Raw genomic sequence first — 21,422 nt, forward strand, 5'->3', positions numbered from 1 at the left:
CGCCATGCGTGCCGTACGCCTTCTGCTTAGCGGGCCGCGCTGATCAGTCCCGACCGCCGGGCGAACCGGATGGGTCGGAATCGGCGCGGCGTCCCCTCCTGTGCGAGGGGATTTTTCGTTTCCTGAACGACACAGCCGCTGGCAGAGACGATCGATGGAGCTTAAGGATCATGAGCGAGACGAACCCCGCGGCCGAGGTGGCCGCGCCGCACCGCTACACGGCCGCCGTGGCGGCCGAGATCGAGGCACGCTGGCAGGACTTCTGGGACGTCGAGGGCACGTACGCCGCGCCGAACCCCAAGGGTGACCTGGCCGGTGACCCGGAGCTGGTCGCCAAGCCCAAGAAGTTCATCATGGACATGTTCCCGTACCCCTCCGGTGCGGGTCTGCACGTCGGCCACCCCCTGGGCTACATCGCCACCGACGTCTTCGCCCGCTTCCAGCGGATGACCGGCCACAACGTCCTGCACACCCTGGGCTTCGACGCCTTCGGCCTGCCCGCCGAGCAGTACGCCGTGCAGACCGGCACGCACCCGCGTGTCTCCACCGAGGCCAACATCGAGAACATGAAGGTCCAGCTGCGCCGGCTGGGCCTGGGCCACGACAAGCGCCGGTCGTTCGCCACGATCGACCCCGAGTACTACAAGTGGACCCAGTGGATCTTCCTGCAGATCTTCAACTCCTGGTACGACGACGAGGCGGACAAGGCCCGCCCGATCTCCTCGCTGATCGCCCAGTTCGAGACCGGTGAGCGTGCCGTACCGGGACACACGCGCGCGTGGAACGAGCTGAACGCCGCCGAGCGGGCCGACGTCCTGGGCGAGTTCCGCCTGGCCTACGCCTCCGACGCGCCGGTCAACTGGTGCCCCGGGCTGGGCACCGTGCTGGCCAACGAGGAGGTCACCGCCGACGGCCGCTCCGAGCGCGGCAACTTCCCCGTCTTCAAGGCCAAGCTGCGCCAGTGGAACATGCGCATCACCGCCTACGCCGACCGGCTGCTGGACGACCTGGACGCGCTGGACTGGCCCGAGGCCATCAAGCTGCAGCAGCGCAACTGGATCGGCCGCTCCGAGGGCGCCCGCGTCGACTTCCCCATCGACGGCGAGAACATCACCGTCTTCACCACGCGCCCGGACACCCTGTTCGGCGCCACCTACATGGTGCTGGCGCCCGAGCACCCCCTGGTCGAGAAGTTCACGCCGCAGGAATGGCCCGAGGGCACCCACGACGTGTGGACCGGCGGCCACGCGACCCCGGCCGAGGCCGTCGCCGCGTACCGCGCGCAGGCCGCCTCCAAGTCCGACGTGGAGCGACAGGCCGAGGCCAAGGACAAGACCGGTGTCTTCATCGGCTCGTACGCCACCAACCCGGTCAACGGCGACCGGATCCCGGTCTTCATCGCCGACTACGTCCTGATGGGCTACGGCACCGGCGCGATCATGGCCGTCCCGGCGGGCGACCAGCGTGACTTCGAGTTCGCGCGCGCCTTCGAGCTGCCGATCCACTGCATCGTCGAGCCGACGGACGGCCGGGGCACCGACACCTCCACGTGGGAGGACGCCTTCGGGTCGTACGACGCGAAGATCATCAACTCCAGCGGTGAGGGTGTCTCCCTGGACGGCCTGGGCGTCGTCGAGGCCAAGGCGCGCATCACCGAGTGGCTGGAGCGCTCCGGTATCGGTGAGGGCACCGTCAACTTCCGGCTGCGCGACTGGCTGTTCAGCCGGCAGCGCTACTGGGGCGAGCCCTTCCCGATCGTCTACGACGAGGACGGCATCGCCCACTCGCTGCCCGAGTCGATGCTGCCGCTGGAGCTGCCCGAGGTCGAGGACTACTCGCCGCGCACCTTCGACCCGGACGACGCGGACACCTCCCCCGAGACGCCGCTGTCGCGCAACGAGGACTGGGTGAACGTCACCCTGGACCTGGGTGACGGGCGCGGCCCGCGCCCGTACCGCCGTGAGACCAACACCATGCCCAACTGGGCCGGCTCCTGCTGGTACGAGCTGCGCTACCTGGACCCGCACAACAGCGAGCAGCTGGTCGACCCCGAGATCGAGCAGTACTGGATGGGCCCGCGCGAGGGCCAGCCGCACGGCGGTGTCGACCTGTACGTCGGCGGCGCCGAGCACGCGGTGCTGCACCTGCTGTACGCGCGCTTCTGGTCCAAGGTGCTGTTCGACCTGGGGCACGTCTCCTCCGTGGAGCCGTTCCACAAGCTGTTCAACCAGGGCATGATCCAGGCCTTCGTCTACCGCGACAGCCGTGGCATCGCGGTGCCGGCCGCCGAGGTGGAGGAGCGCGACGGCGCGTACTACTACCAGGGCGAGAAGGTCTCCCGGCTGCTGGGCAAGATGGGCAAGTCCCTGAAGAACGCGGTCACTCCGGACGAGATCTGCGAGGAGTACGGCGCCGACACCCTGCGCCTGTACGAGATGGCCATGGGCCCGCTGGACGTCTCCCGGCCGTGGGACACGCGCGCGGTGGTCGGCCAGTTCCGGCTGCTGCAGCGGCTGTGGCGCAACGTCGTCGACGAGGCGACCGGCTCGCTGGTGGTGACCGACGCCGAGCCCGACGAGGACACCCTGCGCGCCCTGCACAAGGCCATCGACGGCGTACGGCAGGACCTGGACGGCATGCGGTTCAACACCGCCATCGCCAAGGTCACCGAGCTGAACAACCACCTGACCAAGGCGGGCGGCTCGGTACCCCGCTCGGTCGCCGAGTCGCTGGTGCTGCTGGTCGCGCCGCTGGCCCCGCACATCGCCGAGGAGCTGTGGCGCAAGCTGGGCCACACTGACTCGGTCGTCCACCAGGACTTCCCGGTCGCCGACCCGGCGTACGTGGTGGACGAGAGCGTGACCTGCGTCGTGCAGATCAAGGGCAAGGTCAAGGCCCGTCTGGAGGTGTCCCCGGCCATCTCCGACGAGGAGCTGGAGAAGGTGGCGCTGGCCGACGACAAGGTCGTGGCGGCGCTGGACGGGGCGGGGATCCGCAAGGTGATCGTGCGGGCACCGAAGCTGGTGAACATCGTTCCGTCGTGAGGCACGGTGCCGGTGACCCCTAGGGGTTCCGTACGGGGCAGGTTCGGGGTTCTTCCGGAACTCCGCGCCTGCCCGTTGCGTTTACCGTTGAAGAGCGGCGCGGAACATCGCGCCCGGTCGTAGGAGGAGCATCGTGGAGGCACTGATGGCGATAGTCGCTCTGCTTTTCGTGCTCTTCCTGGTGCTCGGTGTCTACGCCACGGTGAAGGTGGTCGGCGCCGCCAAGCGGGGCGTGGACCGCACCATCACGCAGGCCCGCCGCACGGTCGAGGACCACACGCTGCGGGCCAAGTCCTTCGCCCAGCCCGGTGCGGCGGGCGAACTGGCCCAACTGCGGCTGAAGCTGCGCACCTCCATGCGCGCCACCCAGGACGCCCTGCACGCGGGCGTGGCCGAGGACGAGTCCCTCAAGGAGTCCCTCGCCCTCTTCCAGCGGCTCAGCGCGCACGGACACGAACTGGACGGCGAACTCAGGCGCCTGGAGTCCGAACCGGACCGGGCGACGCTCGCCGAGCGACTGCCGGCGCTGCGCGAGCGCACCGAGCAGATCACGCACTCCGCGGACTCACTGCGCTGGGCGGCCCGGGACCGTGCCCGCCGCTTCGCGGACGACGACCTGGACTCGCTGAGCTCCCAGATCGACATGGAGGCCGGCGCGCTGCGGCACTGGACGACAGCGGAGCCGGCGGAGCCCGCGCAGTCCCCGCCCCCGTGGCCCGAGGCACCCGTCGCCGATGCCACCACGGCCCAGCAGACCTGGCCGGAGACACCGAAGTCACGCACCGCCGACGAACCGACCCGGCCCGCCATCACCCCGCCGGCACAGCGCCCCGCGTACCCCTGGCAGAAGAAGCCCCGTCCCGAGAGCACGACTTGATCCGGTCAAGGCTGCCCCAGGTGACAGGGGTCGGGCTGCCGCCCTGGCGCTACGGCAGGTAACCTCCAGCTCATGTCCCGCCATGTCGCGATCGTCACCGATTCAACGGCCTACCTGCCGCAGCGGACGATGGAGCGCCACGGCATCACCGCGGTGCCCCTGACCGTCGTCCTCGGCGACCAGGCCCTCGAAGAGGGCACCGAGATCTCGACCCGATCCCTGGCCCAGGCACTTCAGAAGCGGCGCCCTGTCACCACCTCGCGCCCGAGTCCCGCGCTCTTCGCGGAGACCTACCGGCGGGTCGCGGAGTCCGGCGCGACCGGCATCGTCTCCCTGCATCTGTCCGCCGAGCTCTCCGGCACCTACGACGCGGCGGTCCTCGCGGCGCGCGAGGCGCCGGTGCCGGTACGGGTCGTGGACACCGGGATGATCGCGATGGCCCTCGGTTTCTGCGCGCTCGCCGCGGCGGAGGCGGCCGAGGCGGGCGGCACGATGGACGAGGCGGTCACCGCCGCGGAGAAACGGGCCGCCGGGACGTCCGCCTACTTCTACGTCGACACTCTCGACTATCTGCGCCGGGGCGGCCGCATCGGTGCCGCCCAGGCACTCCTCGGCTCCGCGCTCGCGGTCAAGCCGCTGCTGCAGCTCCAGGGCGGCCGGATCGAACCCCTGGAGAAGGTGCGCACCGCGTCGAAGGCGATCGCCCGCCTCGAGGAGATCGTGGCCGACCGGGCGGGCAGCGCGCAGGTCGACATCGCCGTCCACCACCTCGCCGCCCCCGACCGGGCGTCGGCCCTGGCGGACCGGCTGCGGGCGCGGGTGCCGGGGCTGGCGGATCTGCATGTGAGTGAGGTCGGTGCGGTGATCGGGGCGCACACAGGGCCGGGGCTGCTGGGGGCTGTGGTTTCGCCGCGGTGACGCGGTGGTGTGGTGACGCGATGGCGTGGTGACGCCGTCGTCGGGGGCTGTGGGTGGCCGGCTGTCACTCGTGTGGGTGGCCGAGTTATCCACAACTGGGGTGTCGTCCCCGGGAATCGAGCAAGATCATCGCGAGAGCGCCGGGTGCCCGATCCTCGTCGCATGGCACTTCGATCACGTTCACGCACAGCGACTCCGACCAGTGGGCCGGGCCGTGGGCCTGCCTCCGACGTCCGTACCCGCCAGCACCAACGCCACCATCGGCCGGCACGGGGCCGGCACCGGTATGCGTCGGCCGAGGAACTCCGTCGGCGTGCGGAGGCGATGTTCGCCGATCGCGTCGGGGAGCGACGGGAGGCGGGGACGGGGCCGCCGGGCATCGACGGGGGTGGTGTGCCCGGTGCGGGGGCCGACGGGATCGGCGCGGACGAGGACTTCGGTCCTGACCCCGGGCCGGCACCGATGGGCTGGGCTGATGCTCCCCCTGCGGCGGGGGACCGGCGGGCGCGGGCCGGGCTGGCTCTTCGGGAGCGGATGCCGGTGTGGTTGCAGGCCAGGTGCGGCTTGGAGCGGCGGAGTGTGGTCGCGCTGGCGGTGGTGCTCGTCGTCGCCGCGGGTCTCGCCGTGCAGCACTTCTGGGCGGGGCGGACGCAGGCCGTGCGGGCACCCGAAGTCGTGGCCGCCCCCTTCGCGGAGCGGAGCGCGGAGGCCGGTCCCGGCGCTTCGGCCGGTGCGCCGAACGCGGTGGGCTCGCCCGCGGCCGAGATCGTGGTGGACGTCGGCGGCAAGGTCCGTGATCCCGGCGTTCACCGGCTCCCCGCGGGTTCACGTGTCGCCGACGCGCTGCGGGCGGCCGGTGGGGTGCGGCCCGGTACGGACACCGAGGGGCTCAACCGTGCTCGCTTCCTCGTCGACGGCGAGCAGGTCGTGGTCGGCGTTCCTGCCGCGCCCGGGGCCGGCCCCGGCGGTCCGGCGGGCGGTGGTCCGGTCGGCACCGCCGGATCCGTGCCGGGAGCGGGACCCGCGGCACCGGTCTCCCTCAACACGGCCACCGTGGACCAGCTGGACACCCTGCCGGGGGTCGGTCCGGTCCTGGCCCAGCACATCGTCGACTACCGCACCCAGCACGGCGGCTTCCGCTCGGTGGACGAGCTGCGCGAGGTCAACGGCATCGGAGAACGCCGCTTCGCCGATCTGCGGAATCTCGTACGGCCATGAGCCACGTACCCGAGGGTTCGCCCTCCTCGCCTTCTCCACCGGCGACGCCCCGGCCCCGCCGAGCCGTGCACGCCGCCTCCGGCACACGGCTCGGGGACGCCAACCCCCGCCAGGAAGGGCCGGCCGACCTACGACTCGTCCCACCCGCGCTCGCCGCCTGGGCCACGGCGGCGCTGATGCTGGACGCCGCGCCCGAGTGGGTCACCGGGGTCGCCGTCCTGTGCCTGGTGGCAGCGGGCGTGATGCTGCTGACGCGGCGCAGTGCGGGGCCGCGGGTCCCGGTCGCCGCCGTGCTGCTCTGCGTCGCCGCGGCCGCCGTCTCGGCCGGGCTGCACGGAGCCGATCTGCGCCGTGGGCCGGTGCCCGGGCTGGCCCGGGAGTACGCGACCGTGACCGCCGAGATCGAGGTCACCTCCGATCCCCGGCTCACCCGGCCCAGGGTCGAGGGGGACCGTAGGGCGCCGACTTCCGTGCTGATCAAGGGTGAGGTGCGGCGGGTGGCGAAGGCGGGCGGGGCGGTGGTGGATACGCGGGCACCGGTGCTGGTGATGGTCGACGTGGCGGGGTTCGGGAGGAGTGCCGACGGAGGGGCCGGGGCGCCGACGGCGGGTTCGGGCGGTCGGGAGACTCCGAGTGCCGTTGCCCGGGGCGGAGAGGGAGGCGTGGGTTCCTCCGGCGGGGCGATGAGCGGGGGCGGGTCTGCCTTCGGGCCGACAGGTGGGGGCGGTTTTGCCGACGGTTCGGCAGATGGGGGCGACTTCGACGACGGATCGACAGGTGGGAGTCCCTTCGCCGAGGGGGCGGCGGGTGGTGGAGGCTCCCTGCTCGGCGGGCCCGAGTCCTCGCCCTGGCTGCGGTTGCTGCCCTCCACACGGTTTCGTGTCGCCGCGCGGCTGGCGCCGGTGATGGTGGGTGGGGACAGGGTCGCGGCCGTGGTGCGGGTGCGAGGGCAGGGGGCGCCGGAGGTCGTGGCGGGGCCGTCGGGGGTGCAGCGGTTCGCCGGGCGGTTGCGGGGCGGACTGCGGGAGGCCACCGACGGGCTGCCGGGGGATGCGCGGGCGCTGCTGCCGGGGCTCGTCGTCGGGGACACCTCGCGGATCACTCCGGACCTGGACGAGGCGTTCAAGGAGACCGACCTCGCGCATACGCTCGCCGTCTCCGGGAGCAACCTCACGATCATCCTGGCCCTGCTCATCGGGCCGCCCGGACTGGCCCAGCGCGTCGAGCGCCGGGGACTCGCACCCCGGCTCGGCATCCCCCTGCGGACGACGGCGCTGCTCGGCGGGGCGCTCACGCTCGCCTTCGTCGTCGTGTGCCGACCGGACCCGAGTGTGCTGCGGGCCGCGGCCTGCGGAACCGTGGTCCTGCTCGCCCTGGCGACCGGGCGCCGCAGGTCGCTGATCCCGGCGTTGGCGACGGCCGTCCTGCTACTGGTGCTGTACGACCCCTGGCTGGCCCGGAGTTACGGATTCCTGCTGTCAGTGCTGGCCACCGGGGCCCTGCTCACGCTCGCACCCCGCTGGAGCGCGGCCCTGCGACGGCGGCGGGTGCCACCGCGGCTGGCCGAGGCACTGGCCGCCGCGGGTGCCGCGCAAGCGCTGTGCGCGCCGGTCGTCGCGGTGCTGTCGGCGCGGGTCAGCCTGGTGGCGGTGCCGTGCAATCTGCTCGTGGAGTTCGCCGTGGCGCCGGCCACGGTGCTGGGCTTCGCCGCGCTGGCGACGGCACCACTGGTGATGCCGGTGGCCAAGGCGCTGGCCTGGTGCGCGAGTTGGCCCGCGGGGTGGATCGCGGACGTCGCCCGCACCGGGGCGTCCCTGCCCGGAGCCGGGGTGGACTGGCCGGGCAGCTGGACCGGGGCGGCCCTGCTCGCCCTGGTCACGGTGGCCGTGGTGACGGCCGGGCGGCGGCTGTTGCGGCATCCCGGGTGGTGCGGGGTCTGCGGAGCGCTGCTCCTGCTGGTGGTGGTGCAGCCGCCGCCGCTGGCCCGGGTGATCACCGGGTGGCCGCCGCCCGGCTGGCGGTTCGTGATGTGCGATGTGGGGCAGGGGGACGCGACCGTGCTCGCGGCGGGTGACGGTACCGGTGTGGTGGTGGACGCGGGGCCCGATCCGACGCTCGTCGACCGGTGTCTGCGCACCCTGGGTGTCACCAGGATCCCGCTGGTCGTGCTGACCCACTTCCACGCCGACCATGTGGCGGGCCTGCCCGGCGTGCTGCGCGGGCGGAGCGTGGGGGCGATCGAGACGACCGGGTTCGAGGAGCCGGCGGACCAGGTGGAGTTCGTACGGCGGCAGGCGGCGCGGCACCGGATTCCGCTCACCCGTGCCGTGGCCGGGGAGCGGCGGCGCACCGGGGCGCTGGCCTGGGAGGTGGTGTGGCCACCGCCGGCCGGGGGAGCTCCGGGAGCTCCGGCTTCCTCGACGGAACCGGAAGGGCCGAACGACGCCAGCGTCGCCCTGCTCGTGCGGTCGGGCGGACTGCGGTTCCTGCTGCTCGGCGATCTCGAACCCCCGGCCCAGCGAGCCCTGTTGAGATCCCCGGCGGGCGCGCTGCTGGGCGGCGTGGACGTACTCAAGGTCGCCCACCACGGCTCGGCCTACCAGGATCCGGAACTGATACGCAGGGTGGCTCCGCGGCTGGCGCTCATCTCGGTGGGGAGGGACAACACGTACGGACATCCGGCTCCCGGCACGGTCGCGGCGCTGCGGGCCCAGGGAGCGATGGTGCTGCGGACGGACGAGGACGGGGCGCTGGCGGTCCTGGGAACGGGTGAGTCGCTGCGGGTGGCGGGAGACTGAGGGCATGAATTCCACACAGGTTGATGCCTATCTCCGCCGTCTCGGTGCCGAGCACCCGGCGTGGCCCACCGTGGACGTCCTGCGCGAGCTGCAGCTGCGCCATCTGCAGACCGTGCCCTTCGAGAACCTGTCGATCCATCTCGGCGAGGAGATCGTGCTGGAGGAGAAGCGGCTGCTGGACAAGGTGGTGGGGGCGCGAAGGGGCGGGTTCTGCTACGAACTCAACGGCTCCTTCGGGGCGTTGCTCGCCGCGCTGGGCTTCGAGGTGACGCTGCTGGCGGCCCGGGTGTACGGGGAGGAGGGGCGGCTCGGCATCCCGTACGACCATCTGGCCCTGCGGGTGCGGACGGTGGACGGGGGCGACTGGCTGGCCGACGTCGGCTTCGGGGCGCACAGCCACCATCCGCTGGCGATGGAGGCGCGGGGGGAACAGGCCGATCCCGGGGGCACGTTCCGGGTCGTCGAGGCCGGGGCGGACGCGGCCGGGGTGCGGGGCGGGCACGAGGTGGCGGAGGCGGCCGACCTGGACGTCGTCATGGGCGGCAAGCCCCAGTACCGCTTGGAGGTACGGCCCCGGGTGCTCGGCGACTTCGTGGCGGGCGCCTGGTGGCACAGCACCTCGCCGGCCTCGCACTTCACACGGTCGCCGGTGTGTTCGCGGGTCACGGAGGACGGCGGGAGGATCACGCTCAGCGGGCGGAGCTTCACGGTGACGGGGGCGGACGGGGCACGCGAGGTGCGGGAGTTGGGGACGGACGAGGAGGTGCTGGCGGTGTACCGGGAGCGGTTCGGGGTGGAGCTCGACCGGGTGCCGGTGGCGCGGAAGGCGGGGTGAGGCGGGCGGGCCGGGGCCGTGGGTGAGGTCCTGGTGGGCATGGGCTGAGCTGGGGTTCGGGGCTTCCCGGGTGCCGGACAATGGCTGGGTGAGCGATGTGAGACATGTGCTGGTGCTGCCTGACCGGGATGCCGCGGAAGATGTGGTGGAGGCGCTCAGGGAGCGGTTCGGGGTGGCTGAGGAGCCGCGCATCGTCCGCGACGCGCTGGCGGGGGAGGACGACGCCGAGGACGCGCAGTGGCTCGTTGTGCTGCGGGACGAGGACGGGCGGCTGGACCCCGGGGCGCTGGACGAGTTCGCGGGGGAGTGGGACGGGTGGCGGGAGGAGCCGTAGGGGTGGGGGTGCCCTTCGGGCTCGTCCGGTGGGCGGGGCTCGTTGTCAGTGGCCCGTGCCATGCTTGTCGGCGATGGCAACGAAGAGTGCGAACGACGACCCGCTTGCCCCCGTGACGCTTGCCGTGGGGCAGGAGGACCTGCTGCTCGACCGTGCCGTGCGGGAGGTGGTGGCCGCTGCGAAGGCCGCCGACGCCGACACGGACGTACGGGATCTGAACCCGGACCAGCTCCAGCCCGGCACGCTCGCCGAGTTGACCAGCCCCTCGCTCTTCGCGGAGCGCAAGGTCGTGGTCGTACGCAATGCGCAGGATCTGTCGGCCGACACCGTGAAGGACGTGAAGGCGTATCTCTCGGCACCCGCCGAGGAGATCACGCTCGTGCTGCTGCATGCCGGCGGGGCGAAGGGCAAGGGGTTGCTCGATGCCGCGCGGAAGGTGGGGGCGCGGGAGATCGCCTGCCCGAAGATGACCAAGCCGGCGGACCGGCTGGCCTTTGTGCGGCAGGAGTTCCGGGCGACCGGGCGGTCGGCCACGCCCGAGGCCTGTCAGGTGCTTGTCGATGCGATCGGGAGTGATCTGCGGGAGCTGGCGTCGGCCGTGTCGCAGTTGGTCGCCGATGTCGAGGGGACGATCGACGAGGCGGTCGTGGGGCGGTACTACACCGGGCGGGCCGAGGCGTCGAGCTTCACCGTCGCCGACCGGGCGGTCGAGGGGCGAGCGGCGGAGGCGTTGGAGGCGCTGCGGTGGTCGTTGGCCACGGGGGTGGCGCCGGTGATGATCACGAGTGCGTTGGCGCAGGGGGTGCGGGCGATCGGGAAGTTGTCGTCGGCTCGGGGTGGGCGGCCGGCGGATCTTGCGCGGGAACTGGGGATGCCGCCGTGGAAGATCGATCGGGTGCGGCAGCAGATGCGGGGGTGGACGCCGGATGGGGTTGCTGTGGCGTTGCGGGCCGTTGCCGAGGCGGATGCGGGGGTGAAGGGCGGGGGGGACGATCCTGAGTACGCCCTGGAGAAGGCGGTCGTGGTGATTGCTCGGGCGGCGCGGTCGCGAGGGCGGGCGTAGCGGTAGCGGGCCTCGCTGAGGTTTGCCGTGGTCGGCGTCGGCTGTTTCTCGCCCCCGCCGCCCCTACCCGTCCCGTCCTCCAGGGACGCTGCTCCTTCGACCCCGGTCCCTGTGGGCTGCGCCCCCAGACCCCCGTCGGCCCTTGAGGGGCCTCGTCCTCAGACGCCGGACGGGCTGGAGGATGCGGGGCGGCCCTGAGCGGCGCGGGTGGGTGGGGGATCGGGACGGCGAACCCTCGTCCTCAGACGCCGGACGGGCTGAAGGCACGGAGCTGCCTGCCGGTCGGGCAGCGATTGTCCGTATCGGCGTGACGGAGGGCTTCTCCGGGAGGACAATCGGGCGCATCAGCCGTATATCGCCGAAGCAACGGGAAGGTGGCGGTTGCCATGGCTGAACACCCGCACGCTGTGCTCGTCCGCAAGGGCTACGAGGCCTTTCAGCGCGGTGACATGGACGCCTTGCGTGGTCTGATGGCCGCGGACTGTACGCAGCATGTGCCCGGTAGCCACCCGCTCTCGGGGGACTACAAGGGGCAGGACGCGATCATCGAGATGTACGGCCGGCTGTTCGAGGAGACCAACGGCACGATGAGTGCCGAGCTGCGCAGCCTCCTCGTCGACGGCCGTGGCCATGTCGTCGCACTGCACCACTTCACCGCGGAACGCAAAGGGAAGCGACTGGAGGAGAACAGCTGCATCATCTTCCGGATCGTCGGAGACAAGGCCACCGATCTCGACGAGTGTGTCGAGGACATCGACAAGTCCAACGACTTCTGGTCGTGACACCGCATGCCGAAGGCCCCGGCTTCCACCCTGGGGAAGGGCGGGCTCCGGGGCCTTCGGACCAAGCTTGCGAGCTCATACCCGCGTGGCGAACGCAGGCCGCGTACGAGCTCTGGTTGCCGGGTGGGAGCGGATGAGAGAGGGCCCGCTCTGGGTCCTTCCGGCGGTCAGATCAAAAAGAACAGATCAGATAAAAGGTGTCAGCCCTTGAGGGACGCGACCTTCGAAGCAAGCGCCGACTTCTTGTTGGCGGCCTGGTTCTTGTGGATGACGCCCTTGGCGACGGCCTTGTCGAGCTGACGCGCGGCAGCGCGCTGGTACTCGGTGGCCTTCTCGGTGTCACCCGCGGCAGCGGCCTCACGGGCCTTGCGGATGGCGGTCTTCAGGGAGGACTTGACGGCCTTGTTGCGCAGCCGAGCCTTCTCGTTGGTCTTGATCCGCTTGATCTGGGACTTGATGTTCGCCACTGATTGAGCCTTTTCAGGTTCAGGCACGGGACCACAAGGGACCCGGGCCAGGTGATTTCTTGGGGTGTGCCTCGTGCTGAGAGGGCAAGAGACACAGCTACCCACAGTACCAGTGGGCCGGCCGACGGCCCAAAACGGCCTCCGGTCCCCGCCCATGGGACCATGGAGCCTACGTATCGATCCGACCCGAGGCACAAGGCGCCTCAAGAGACAGGACCCTGCGTGCCCGCGACCCCTAACAATGTGCCCGAGCCGAGCCGTACCGACCCGGCTCTGATCCGCAATTTCTGCATCATCGCGCACATCGACCACGGCAAGTCCACGCTCGCCGACCGCATGCTCCAGCTGACCGGAGTGGTCGATCAGCGGCAGATGCGTGCTCAGTACCTCGACCGCATGGACATCGAGCGTGAGCGTGGCATCACGATCAAGTCCCAGGCGGTCCGACTGCCCTGGGCCCCGACCGAGGAGCCGGGCAAGACCCACATCCTCAACATGATCGACACCCCGGGGCACGTGGACTTCACGTACGAGGTGTCCCGGTCGCTGGCCGCCTGTGAGGGCACCGTCCTCCTGGTCGACGCCGCCCAGGGCATCGAGGCCCAGACTCTCGCCAACCTGTACCTGGCGATGGAGAACGACCTCAAGATCATCCCCGTGCTGAACAAGATCGACCTGCCGGCCGCCCAGCCGGAGAAGTTCTCCGAGGAGCTCGCCAACCTCATCGGCTGCGACCCCGACGACGTCCTCAAGGTCTCCGCCAAGACGGGCCTGGGCGTCGAGGCGCTGCTGGACCGGGTGGTCGCCGACGTCCCCGCGCCGGTCGGCGTCCAAAACGCACCCGCCCGCGCCATGATCTTCGACTCCGTCTACGACTCCTACCGCGGTGTCGTGACGTACGTCCGTGTCATCGACGGTCAGCTCAACAAGCGCGAGCGGATCCGGATGATGTCCACCGGCGCCACGCACGAGCTCCTTGAGATCGGCGTCTCGGCCCCCGAGATGAAGGCGGCCGACGGCCTCGGTGTCGGTGAGGTCGGCTATCTGATCACCGGTGTGAAGGACGTCCGCCAGTCCAAGGTCGGTGACACGATCACCACCCTGCACAAGGGGGCCACCGAGGCGCTCGGCGGCTACAAGGACCCGAAGCCGATGGTCTTCTCGGGTCTGTATCCGCTGGACGGCTCCGACTACCCCGAGCTGCGCGACGCCCTCGACAAGCTCCAGCTCAACGATGCCGCGCTGGTGTACGAGCCGGAGACCTCCGCCGCCCTCGGCTTCGGTTTCCGCGTCGGCTTCCTGGGCCTGCTGCACCTCGACGTGATCCGCGAGCGGCTGGAGCGCGAGTTCGGGCTCGACCTCATCGCCACCGCGCCGAACGTGGTCTACCGCGTCGTCATGGAGGACGGTTCCGAGCACACCGTCACCAACCCGAGCGAGTTCCCCGAGGGGAAGATCGACGACGTGTACGAGCCCGTCGTACGCGCCACGATCCTCGCGCCCTCCGAGTTCATCGGGTCGATCATGGAGCTGTGCCAGACCCGGCGCGGCACCCTGCTCGGCATGGACTACCTCTCCGAGGACCGGGTCGAGATCCGCTACACCCTCCCGCTCGCGGAGATCGTCTTCGACTTCTTCGACCAGCTGAAGTCCAAGACGCGCGGCTACGCGTCCCTCGACTACGAGCCCACCGGCGAGCAGGCCTCCAGCCTGGTCAAGGTCGACATCCTGCTGCACGGCGACAAGGTGGACGCCTTCTCGGCGGTCACGCACAAGGACGCGGCGTACGCGTACGGCGTGCGGCTCGTCGCCAAGCTGCGCGAACTCATCCCTCGGCAGGCCTTCGAGGTGCCGATCCAGGCCGCCATCGGCTCCCGGGTCATCGCCCGCGAGACCATCCGCGCCATCCGCAAGGACGTCCTCGCCAAGTGCTACGGCGGTGACATCTCCCGTAAGCGGAAGCTGCTGGAGAAGCAGAAGGAGGGCAAGAAGCGGATGAAGATGGTGGGCTCTGTGGAGGTTCCGCAGGAGGCCTTCATCGCCGTGCTGAGCAGCGACGACAACGCGGGTTCCGGCAAGGGCAAGAAGTAGCGCCGCTTTCCCGTGAAAATAGGGGCCTGTCGCGTGCGAGCGCGACAGGCCCCTACGCGTGCGTAGCGTCGCGCTCTGTAGAAAGTGACAGGCCGCCGCCCCTTACATCGGCGTCGGTCGCGCTCTACTCTGATCTCCACTCGATAGTTACTCGTGAGTTAAACAACACCCACTCGAGTCACCAGCCGCACTGAGCCAGCCGCCGCACTGTCGCGGGCCCCGGAGGATGTCGTGAGCGACACACAGACCCTGATCGAGAACCGTCCGCCGAGCGTGGCGACCCTCTTCCTGGAGCGCGTTTCGGCCACACCGGACGCAGAGGCGTACCGCTACCCCGTGCCCTCGGCATCCGGCGAGGGCCCCGACGACTGGAAGTCGCTGAGCTGGGGGCAGACCGCCGAGCGGGTCTACGCCATCGCCGCCGGCCTGATCGAGCTCGGGGTGCAGCCCGAGCAGCGGGTCGCCCTGTCCTCGGCGACCCGGATCGAGTGGATCCTCGCGGACCTCGGCATCCTGTGCGCCGGCGCCGCCACGACCACGGTGTACCCGCAGACCAACGCCGACGAGTCCGCGTTCATCGTCTCCGACTCCGACAGCCGCGTGCTGTTCGCGGAGAACGCCGAGCAGCTGGCCAAGGCGCAGGAGAAGCGCGCCGAGCTGCCCGACCTGACCCATGTCGTGGTCATCGACGCCGAGGGCGTGGAGACCGGCGACTGGGTGCTGACCCTCGCCGAGCTGGAGGCCCGTGGCGCGGCCCGCCTGGAGAAGGACCCCGACCTGATCAAGGAGCGGGTCGGCGCGATCACCAAGGACCAGCTCGCCACTCTCATCTACACCTCCGGCACCACCGGCCGCCCCAAGGGTGTCCGCCTGCCGCACGACAACTGGGCGTACATGGCGAAGGCGATCGCCGCGACCGGCCTGGTGGGCGCCGAGGACGTGCAGTACCTGTGGCTGCCGCTCGCGCACGTCTTCGGCAAGGTGCTCACCTCGGGGCAGATCGAGGTCGGTCACGTCACCGCCGTCGACGGCCGGGTCGACAAGATCATCGAGAATCTGCCGATCGTGCAGCCGACGTACATGGCGGCCGTTCCGCGCATCTTCGAGAAGGTCTACAACGGCATCGCCAACAAGGCCCGCGCGGGCGGCGGCGCCAAGTACAAGATCTTCCGCTGGGCCGCCGAGGTCGCCCGCGAGTACGCCAAGGTCACCCAGGACAACTTCCGCCGTACCGGCACGGCGAGCGCCCCCTTCGGGCTTGCCGCCAAGCACGCGGTCGCCGACAAGCTGGTGTACGCCAAGATCCGCGAGGCCTTCGGCGGCAATCTGCGCGCCTGTGTCTCCGGCTCCGTGGCCCTCGCCCCCGAGATCGGGTTCTTCTTCTCCGGCGCCGGTATCCACATCCTCGAGGGCTACGGCCTGACCGAGTCCTCGGCCGCCTCCTTCGTGAACCCGGGCGAGGCGTACCGCACCGGCACGGTCGGCAAGCCGCTGCCCGGCACGGAGGTGCGGATCGCGGAGGACGGCGAGATCCTGCTGCGCGGGCCCGGCATCATGGAGGGCTACCACGGGCTGCCGGAGAAGACCGCCGAGGTCCTGGAGGCCGACGGCTGGTTCCACACCGGTGACATCGGCGAGCTGTCGCCCGACGGCTACCTCCGCATCACCGACCGCAAGAAGGACCTCTTCAAGACCTCCGGCGGCAAGTACATCGCGCCCACCGAGGTCGAGGGACAGTTCAAGTCGGTGTGCCCGTACGTCTCCAACATCCTGGTGCACGGCGCCGACCGGAACTTCTGCACCGCCCTCATCGCCCTCGACGAGGTGTCGATCCTCGGCTGGGCGAAGGAGAACGGCCTGGACGGCAAGTCGTACGCCGAGGTCGTGGCCGCGCCGGCCACCGTCGAGATGATCGAAGGCCACATCAAGGAACTCAACGAGGGTCTCCAGCGCTGGCAGACCATCAAGAAGTTCCGCCTGCTGCCGCGTGACCTCGACGTCGAGCACGGCGAGATCACACCGAGCCTCAAGCTGAAGCGGCCGGTGGTGGAGCGGGAGTACAAGCACCTGATCGACGAGATGTACGCGGGTGCGCGTGAGGCGTGAGAGCGCGGTTGGGGGCGCCCCGAGCCCTGCTGGGGGTGCGGGGGTCGTCTCCCGCTGTGATGCGGCCAAGCACCTGATCGACGAGATGTACGCCGGTACGCGCGAGGCGTAGGGGCGTTACAAGCGCCCTCTGCCGACCAGCTGGCGTAGCTCCCGGACCTGTGTGCGCAGTGTTGCCAGGTCCGGGGGGTTCTCCCCGGACAGTTGCTCCTCCAGATCGGCCAGGCGGGTGTTCACCTCGCCCTGGTCCTGGGCCAGCAGTCGCTCCAGTTGCTGGTTCTTGCGGTGCAGGTCCAGGAAGACGGTGACCTTCGCCCTGAGCACCCAGGGGTCGAAGGGCTTGGTCAGATAGTCCGCGGCGCCGGTCGCGTAGCCGCGGAAGGCGTAGCCGGAGTCGTCCTCCGCGCCGGTCAGGAAGATGATCGGGACGTCCTTGGTCTGATCGAGCCGTTTGATGTTCGCGGCGGTCTCGAAGCCGTCCATGCCCGGCATGCGGACGTCGAGCAGGACGAGGGCGAACTGCTGCCGCAGCAGTGCCTTCATGGCTTCCTCGCCCGAACGTGCGCGGACGAGCGGCTCGTTGAGGGACCCCAGGACGGCCTCCAGGGCGACCAGGTTGTCCTCCATGTCGTCGACGAGGAGGATGCTGGCGCGCTCTACGGTCGTTGCCTCAGCGCTCATGGTGACTGTGCCTCATTCAGTCGTCGGCGGGACCGGCACTTCCCCTGTCATGCCCGGTTCCGGCGCGTCGGTCTCCGCGTCGACCGCGGGCTTCTGGACACCTTCCTCGCCCTGCGGGCCCTCCGGGTCGAGGAGCGCGCACACGACGGTCAGCAGCTGATCCACGTCGACCGGCTTGGGTACGTAGTCGTTGGCGCCCCGCGCGATCGACTTCTCCCGGTCTCCCGGCATCGCCTTCGCGGTCAGCGCGACGATCGGCAGGCCCGTCCAGCGGGGGGTGCGGCGGATGGCGGCGATCGTCTCGTAGCCGTCCATCTCCGGCATCATGATGTCCATCAGGACGAGTTCGACGTCCGGGTTGCGCTCCAGCGTCTCGATGCCCTCCCGGCCGTTCTCGGCGTAGAGGACGGGCATGCCGACCCGGCCGAGGACATGGGTCAGTGCGAAGACGTTGCGGATGTCGTCGTCGACGATCAGCACCCGCCGCCCGGGCAGCACCTGGCCCGCCCGGCCCCTCTTCCACGCCTCCAGCTTGGTGGGCGTCGGCCACGAGTCGTCCACTTCGGCGGAGGTGAAGGGCTCGGTCGACAGCTGTTCCGGTACCGGCAGGGTGTGTTCCTCGGGGGTGGGGCCGGTCGCCGAGTGGCCGGGGCTGACGACGGGGACGTACAGCGTGAACGTGGAGCCCTTGCCGGGCTCGCTCTCGGCGACGATCCGGCCACCGAGCAGACCGGCGATCTCGCGGCTGATCGACAGACCGAGGCCGGTGCCGCCGTACTTGCGGTTGGTGGTGCCGTCGGCCTGCTGGAACGCCTCGAAGATCACCGGCAGTTTCTCCTGCGCGATGCCGATGCCGGTGTCGCTGACGGAGAACGCGATCACCTGGCCGCTGTCACGGACGTAGTGGAGCTCGGTGTCCGTGACCCTGTTGACGCGCAGCTCGACCCGGCCCGTCGCGGTGAACTTGATCGCGTTGGAGAGCAGGTTGCGCAGGATCTGCTGGAGTCGCTGCTCGTCCGAGTACATCTCGCGCGGCACGTCCTCGCCGACCGCCACCTCGAAGGCGAGTCCCCGGTCAAGGGTGAGCGGGCGGAAGGTGGCGTGGACGTAGTCGAGCAGCTTGATCAGCGGCAGCTTCTTCGGGCGTACGTCCATCCGGCCCGCCTCGATCTTCGACAGGTCGAGGATGTCGTTGATCAGCTGGAGGAGGTCCGAGCCCGAGCGGTGGATGGTCGTCGCGAACTGCACCTCCTGGTCGGAGAGATGTCCGTCCGGGTTGTCGGAGAGCAGCCGGGCCAGGATCAGCAGGGAGTTGAGCGGGGTGCGCAGCTCGTGCGACATGTTCGCCAGGAACTCCGACTTGTACTGGGAGCTGGTCGCCAACAGGGCTGCCTTCTCCTCCAGTTCGGCGTTCGAGCGCTGCAACTCCGCCTGCTGTTTCTGGAGTTCGTCCGAGCGTTCCTGGAGCTGGCGGGCCAGGCGCTGCGACTCGCCGAGCAGGGACTCCGTACGGGAGTTGGCGATGATCGTGTTGATCGCGACGGCGATGGTGTTCACGAACTGGTCGAAGAAGGCGAGGTGGACGTCGGAGAAGCGGGAGAAGGACGCCAGCTCGATCACGCCGAGGAGCTTGTCCTCGAAGAGGATCGGGATGATGACCACGCTGGTGGGCGCCGCCTCGCCGAGCCCACTGTTGATCTTGATGTAGTCCGGCGGGGCCTCCTCGACGAGGATCCGCTTCTTCTCGCGGGCGGCCTGCCTGACCAGGCCGTGCACCGGGAGGCCCCCGGTCTCCATGGTCGCGCCCTGTGCCGATCCGTAGCCGGCGATGAACGCGAGTCCCTTCGCGGGAACGGTGGTGCGGAGAGCGGCACTGTCCTCGTCGGGGTCGGCCAGGAAGAACGCGCCGTACTGGGCGTTCACCAGCGGGGTCAGCTCGCGCAGCAGCAGGTCGGCGACCTCCATCAGGTCCCGGTGGCCCTGCATGAGCGCGGCCAGGCGGGCCAGGTTGGACTCCAGCCAGTCCTTGGCGCGGGTGGTCTCGCGGAGGTTGGCCACCATCAGGTTGATGTTGTCCTTGAGTTCGGTGACCTCGCCCTGGGTCTCCACGGTGATCGAGCGGGACATGTCGCCCTGGGCCACCGCGGAGGCGACCTCGGCGATCGCGCGGACCTGGGTGGTCAGGTTCAGGGCGAGCTCGTTCACGTTCGTCGTCAGGCGCTTCCAGGTGCCGTACACGCCCTCGACCCTGGCCTGGCCGCCGAGTTGGCCCTCGGAGCCGACCTCGCGGGCCACGCGGGTGACCTCTGAGGAGAAGGAGGACAGCGTGTCGACCATGGTGTTGATGGCGGTCTTCAGCTCCAGGATCTCGCCTCTGGCGTCCACGTCGATCTTCTTGGAGAGGTCTCCGTTGGCGACGGCCGTGGTCACCTGGGCGATGTTGCGGACCTGCGAAGTGAGGTTGTCCGCCATGTAGTTGACGTTGTCCGTCAGGTCCCGCCACACCCCGGACACGCCCAGCACCTGGGCGCGGCCGCCGAGCCGGCCGTCGGTGCCGACCTCGCGGGCGACGCGGGTGACCTCGTCGGCGAAGGCGCGCAGCTGCTCCACCATCGTGTTGACGGTGTCCTTGAGTTCGAGGATCTCGCCGCGCGCGTCCACGGTGATCTTCTTGGAGAGGTCGCCGTTGGCGACGGCGGTCGTCACCTGGGCGATGTTCCGCACCTGCGACGTCAGGTTCAGGGCCATGAAGTTGACGTTGTCGGTGAGGTCCTTCCAGACCCCCGACACACCGCGCACCTGGGCCTGGCCGCCGAGGTTGCCCTCGGTGCCGACCTCGCGGGCGACACGGGTGACCTCGTCGGCGAAGGCGGAGAGCTGGTCCACCATCGTGTTGATGGTGGACTTGAGCTCCAGGATCTCGCCGCGCGCGTCCACGGTGATCTTCTTGCCGAGGTCGCCCTGGGCCACGGCGGTGGAGACCAGGGCGATGTTCCGTACCTGTGAAGTGAGGTTGTCCGCCATGAAGTTGACGTTGTCCGTGAGGTCCTTCCAGACACCGCTCACACCCCGCACCTGAGCGCGCCCGCCCAGGTTGCCCTCGGTGCCGACCTCGCGGGCGACCCTCGTCACTTCGTCGGCGAAGGCGGAGAGCTGGTCGACCATCGTGTTGATGGTGGACTTCAGCTCCAGGATCTCGCCCTGCGCGTCGACGGTGATCTTCTGACTCAGGTCGCCGTTCGCCACGGCGGTCGTCACCTGGGCGATGTTCCGCACCTGCGAGGTCAGGTTCGACGCCATGAAGTTGACGTTGTCGGTGAGGTCCTTCCATACCCCCGACACGCCCCGCACCTGGGCCCGGCCGCCCAACTGGCCCTCGGTGCCGACCTCGCGCGCCACGCGGGTCACCTCGTCGGCGAAGGCGGAGAGCTGGTCCACCATCGTGTTCACGGTCAGCTTCAGTTCGAGCAGCTCACCGGTCGCCTCGACGGTGACCGAGCGGGTCAGGTCGCCACGCGCCACCGACGTGGTCACCAGGGCGATGTCCCGCACCTGGGCCGTCAGCCGGGATGCCATGGTGTTGACCGCCTCGGTCACATCCCGCCAACTTCCCGACAGCCCTTGCACCTTGGCCCGTCCACCCAGGCGCCCTTCGGTGCCGACCTCGCGCGCGACCCGGGTCACCTCGCCGGTGAACAGCGACAACTGGTCGACCATCTTGTTCACGGCCCGCCCCAGCCGCCGCAGATCGCCGCGTAACTCGCGGTTGCCGTCGTGCAGGTCGACCCGCTGGGTCAGATCACCGCCGGCCACCGCGTCCAGGACCCGGGTCGCGTTCGCCGCCGGGGCCACCAGGGCGTCGAGCAGCTGGTTCACATCGCTGACCCGGGACGCCCAGGCGCCCGCGCCGGGGCTCGGCGAGAGCCGCTCGTCGAGCCGGCCGTGCCGCACCAACTCCCTTTTCACGCGCTGGACTTCGGTGGTGAAGTGGACGTTGCGGTCGACGAGTTGATTGAAGATCGCGGCCAGTTCGGCCGTGACGCCATGGGCGCCGGTCTCCGTCACCTTCGCGAAGTGCCCGTCCCGGGCGGCCGTCATGGCGGCGAGCAGCGGACGCAGATCCGATGCTCGAATCTGGTCATCTTTCTGTCCGTCTTCGAGCACACGCGTAGCACTGTTCTCACTCATGGCGGCCCACTTCGGTGACT

Annotated in this window: 14 protein-coding genes; 11 read left to right on the forward strand and 3 right to left on the reverse strand. The window is 70.2% G+C overall.

The annotated features are described in order from the left end of the window. Nucleotides 1–170: 170 nt before the first annotated feature. From leuS to ACWD3I_RS02705, 9 genes are all read left to right on the forward strand, one after another. Nucleotides 171–3,044 carry a leucine--tRNA ligase gene (gene leuS, locus ACWD3I_RS02665; RefSeq protein WP_365409817.1) on the forward strand — a complete coding sequence of 958 codons (2,874 nt, stop codon included), beginning with the start codon at nt 171–173 and terminating at the stop codon, nt 3,042–3,044. 145 nt (nt 3,045–3,189) lie between these two features. Further along, nucleotides 3,190–3,921, forward strand: coding sequence for a hypothetical protein (locus tag ACWD3I_RS02670; RefSeq protein ID WP_451084015.1), 732 nt, complete (start codon nt 3,190–3,192; stop codon nt 3,919–3,921). 72 nt (nt 3,922–3,993) lie between these two features. Next, nucleotides 3,994–4,839 carry a DegV family protein gene (locus tag ACWD3I_RS02675; RefSeq protein ID WP_266892510.1) on the forward strand — a complete coding sequence of 282 codons (846 nt, stop codon included), beginning with the start codon at nt 3,994–3,996 and terminating at the stop codon, nt 4,837–4,839. A 162-nt stretch (nt 4,840–5,001) separates the two neighbouring features. Continuing rightward, on the forward strand, nt 5,002–6,057 hold the full coding sequence (locus ACWD3I_RS02680) for a ComEA family DNA-binding protein (protein WP_365409825.1): 1,056 nt from the start codon (nt 5,002–5,004) through the stop codon (nt 6,055–6,057). Continuing rightward, nucleotides 6,054–8,855, forward strand: a complete 2,802-nt coding sequence (locus ACWD3I_RS02685; protein WP_365409828.1) for a ComEC/Rec2 family competence protein — start codon at nt 6,054–6,056, stop codon at nt 8,853–8,855. The genes ACWD3I_RS02680 and ACWD3I_RS02685 overlap by 4 nt, the downstream gene beginning before the upstream one ends. Before the next feature lie 4 nt (nt 8,856–8,859). Further along, a complete protein-coding gene (locus ACWD3I_RS02690; RefSeq protein ID WP_365409831.1) occupies nt 8,860–9,690 on the forward strand; it encodes an arylamine N-acetyltransferase family protein in 831 nt (276 codons plus the stop codon). 88 nt (nt 9,691–9,778) lie between these two features. Further along, the gene (locus tag ACWD3I_RS02695) at nt 9,779–10,024 is read left to right on the forward strand and encodes a hypothetical protein (RefSeq protein ID WP_365409834.1); all 246 of its coding nucleotides are present in this window, start codon (nt 9,779–9,781) and stop codon (nt 10,022–10,024) included. A gap of 73 nt (nt 10,025–10,097) precedes the next feature. After that, a complete protein-coding gene (holA, locus tag ACWD3I_RS02700; RefSeq protein WP_365409837.1) occupies nt 10,098–11,087 on the forward strand; it encodes a DNA polymerase III subunit delta in 990 nt (329 codons plus the stop codon). A gap of 386 nt (nt 11,088–11,473) precedes the next feature. Beyond that, a complete protein-coding gene (locus tag ACWD3I_RS02705; RefSeq protein ID WP_365409840.1) occupies nt 11,474–11,869 on the forward strand; it encodes a nuclear transport factor 2 family protein in 396 nt (131 codons plus the stop codon). Between the two features lie 200 nt (nt 11,870–12,069). Here ACWD3I_RS02705 and rpsT read toward each other — a convergent pair whose 3' ends face one another. Continuing rightward, nucleotides 12,070–12,336 carry a 30S ribosomal protein S20 gene (gene rpsT, locus ACWD3I_RS02710; protein ID WP_093909403.1) on the reverse strand — a complete coding sequence of 89 codons (267 nt, stop codon included), beginning with the start codon at nt 12,334–12,336 and terminating at the stop codon, nt 12,070–12,072. Nucleotides 12,337–12,558: 222 nt separating this feature from the next. Here rpsT and lepA point away from each other — a divergent pair, with 222 nt between their 5' ends. Both lepA and ACWD3I_RS02720 read left to right on the forward strand, forming a co-directional pair. After that, on the forward strand, nt 12,559–14,427 hold the full coding sequence (gene lepA, locus ACWD3I_RS02715; RefSeq protein ID WP_365409842.1) for a translation elongation factor 4: 1,869 nt from the start codon (nt 12,559–12,561) through the stop codon (nt 14,425–14,427). Between the two features lie 231 nt (nt 14,428–14,658). Then, nucleotides 14,659–16,533, forward strand: a complete 1,875-nt coding sequence (locus ACWD3I_RS02720; protein ID WP_365409845.1) for an AMP-dependent synthetase/ligase — start codon at nt 14,659–14,661, stop codon at nt 16,531–16,533. A 117-nt stretch (nt 16,534–16,650) separates the two neighbouring features. On the opposite strand, the gene ACWD3I_RS02725 is transcribed toward ACWD3I_RS02720, so the two are convergent. Then, nucleotides 16,651–17,214 (reverse strand): response regulator, encoded by a 564-nt coding sequence (locus ACWD3I_RS02725; RefSeq protein WP_365409848.1) that lies wholly within the window; start codon nt 17,212–17,214, stop codon nt 16,651–16,653. Between the two features lie 12 nt (nt 17,215–17,226). Next, nucleotides 17,227–21,402, reverse strand: a complete 4,176-nt coding sequence (locus ACWD3I_RS02730; RefSeq protein WP_365409850.1) for a HAMP domain-containing protein — start codon at nt 21,400–21,402, stop codon at nt 17,227–17,229. Nucleotides 21,403–21,422 lie beyond the last annotated feature (20 nt).

This window comes from Streptomyces sp. NPDC002817, assembly GCF_053592055.1.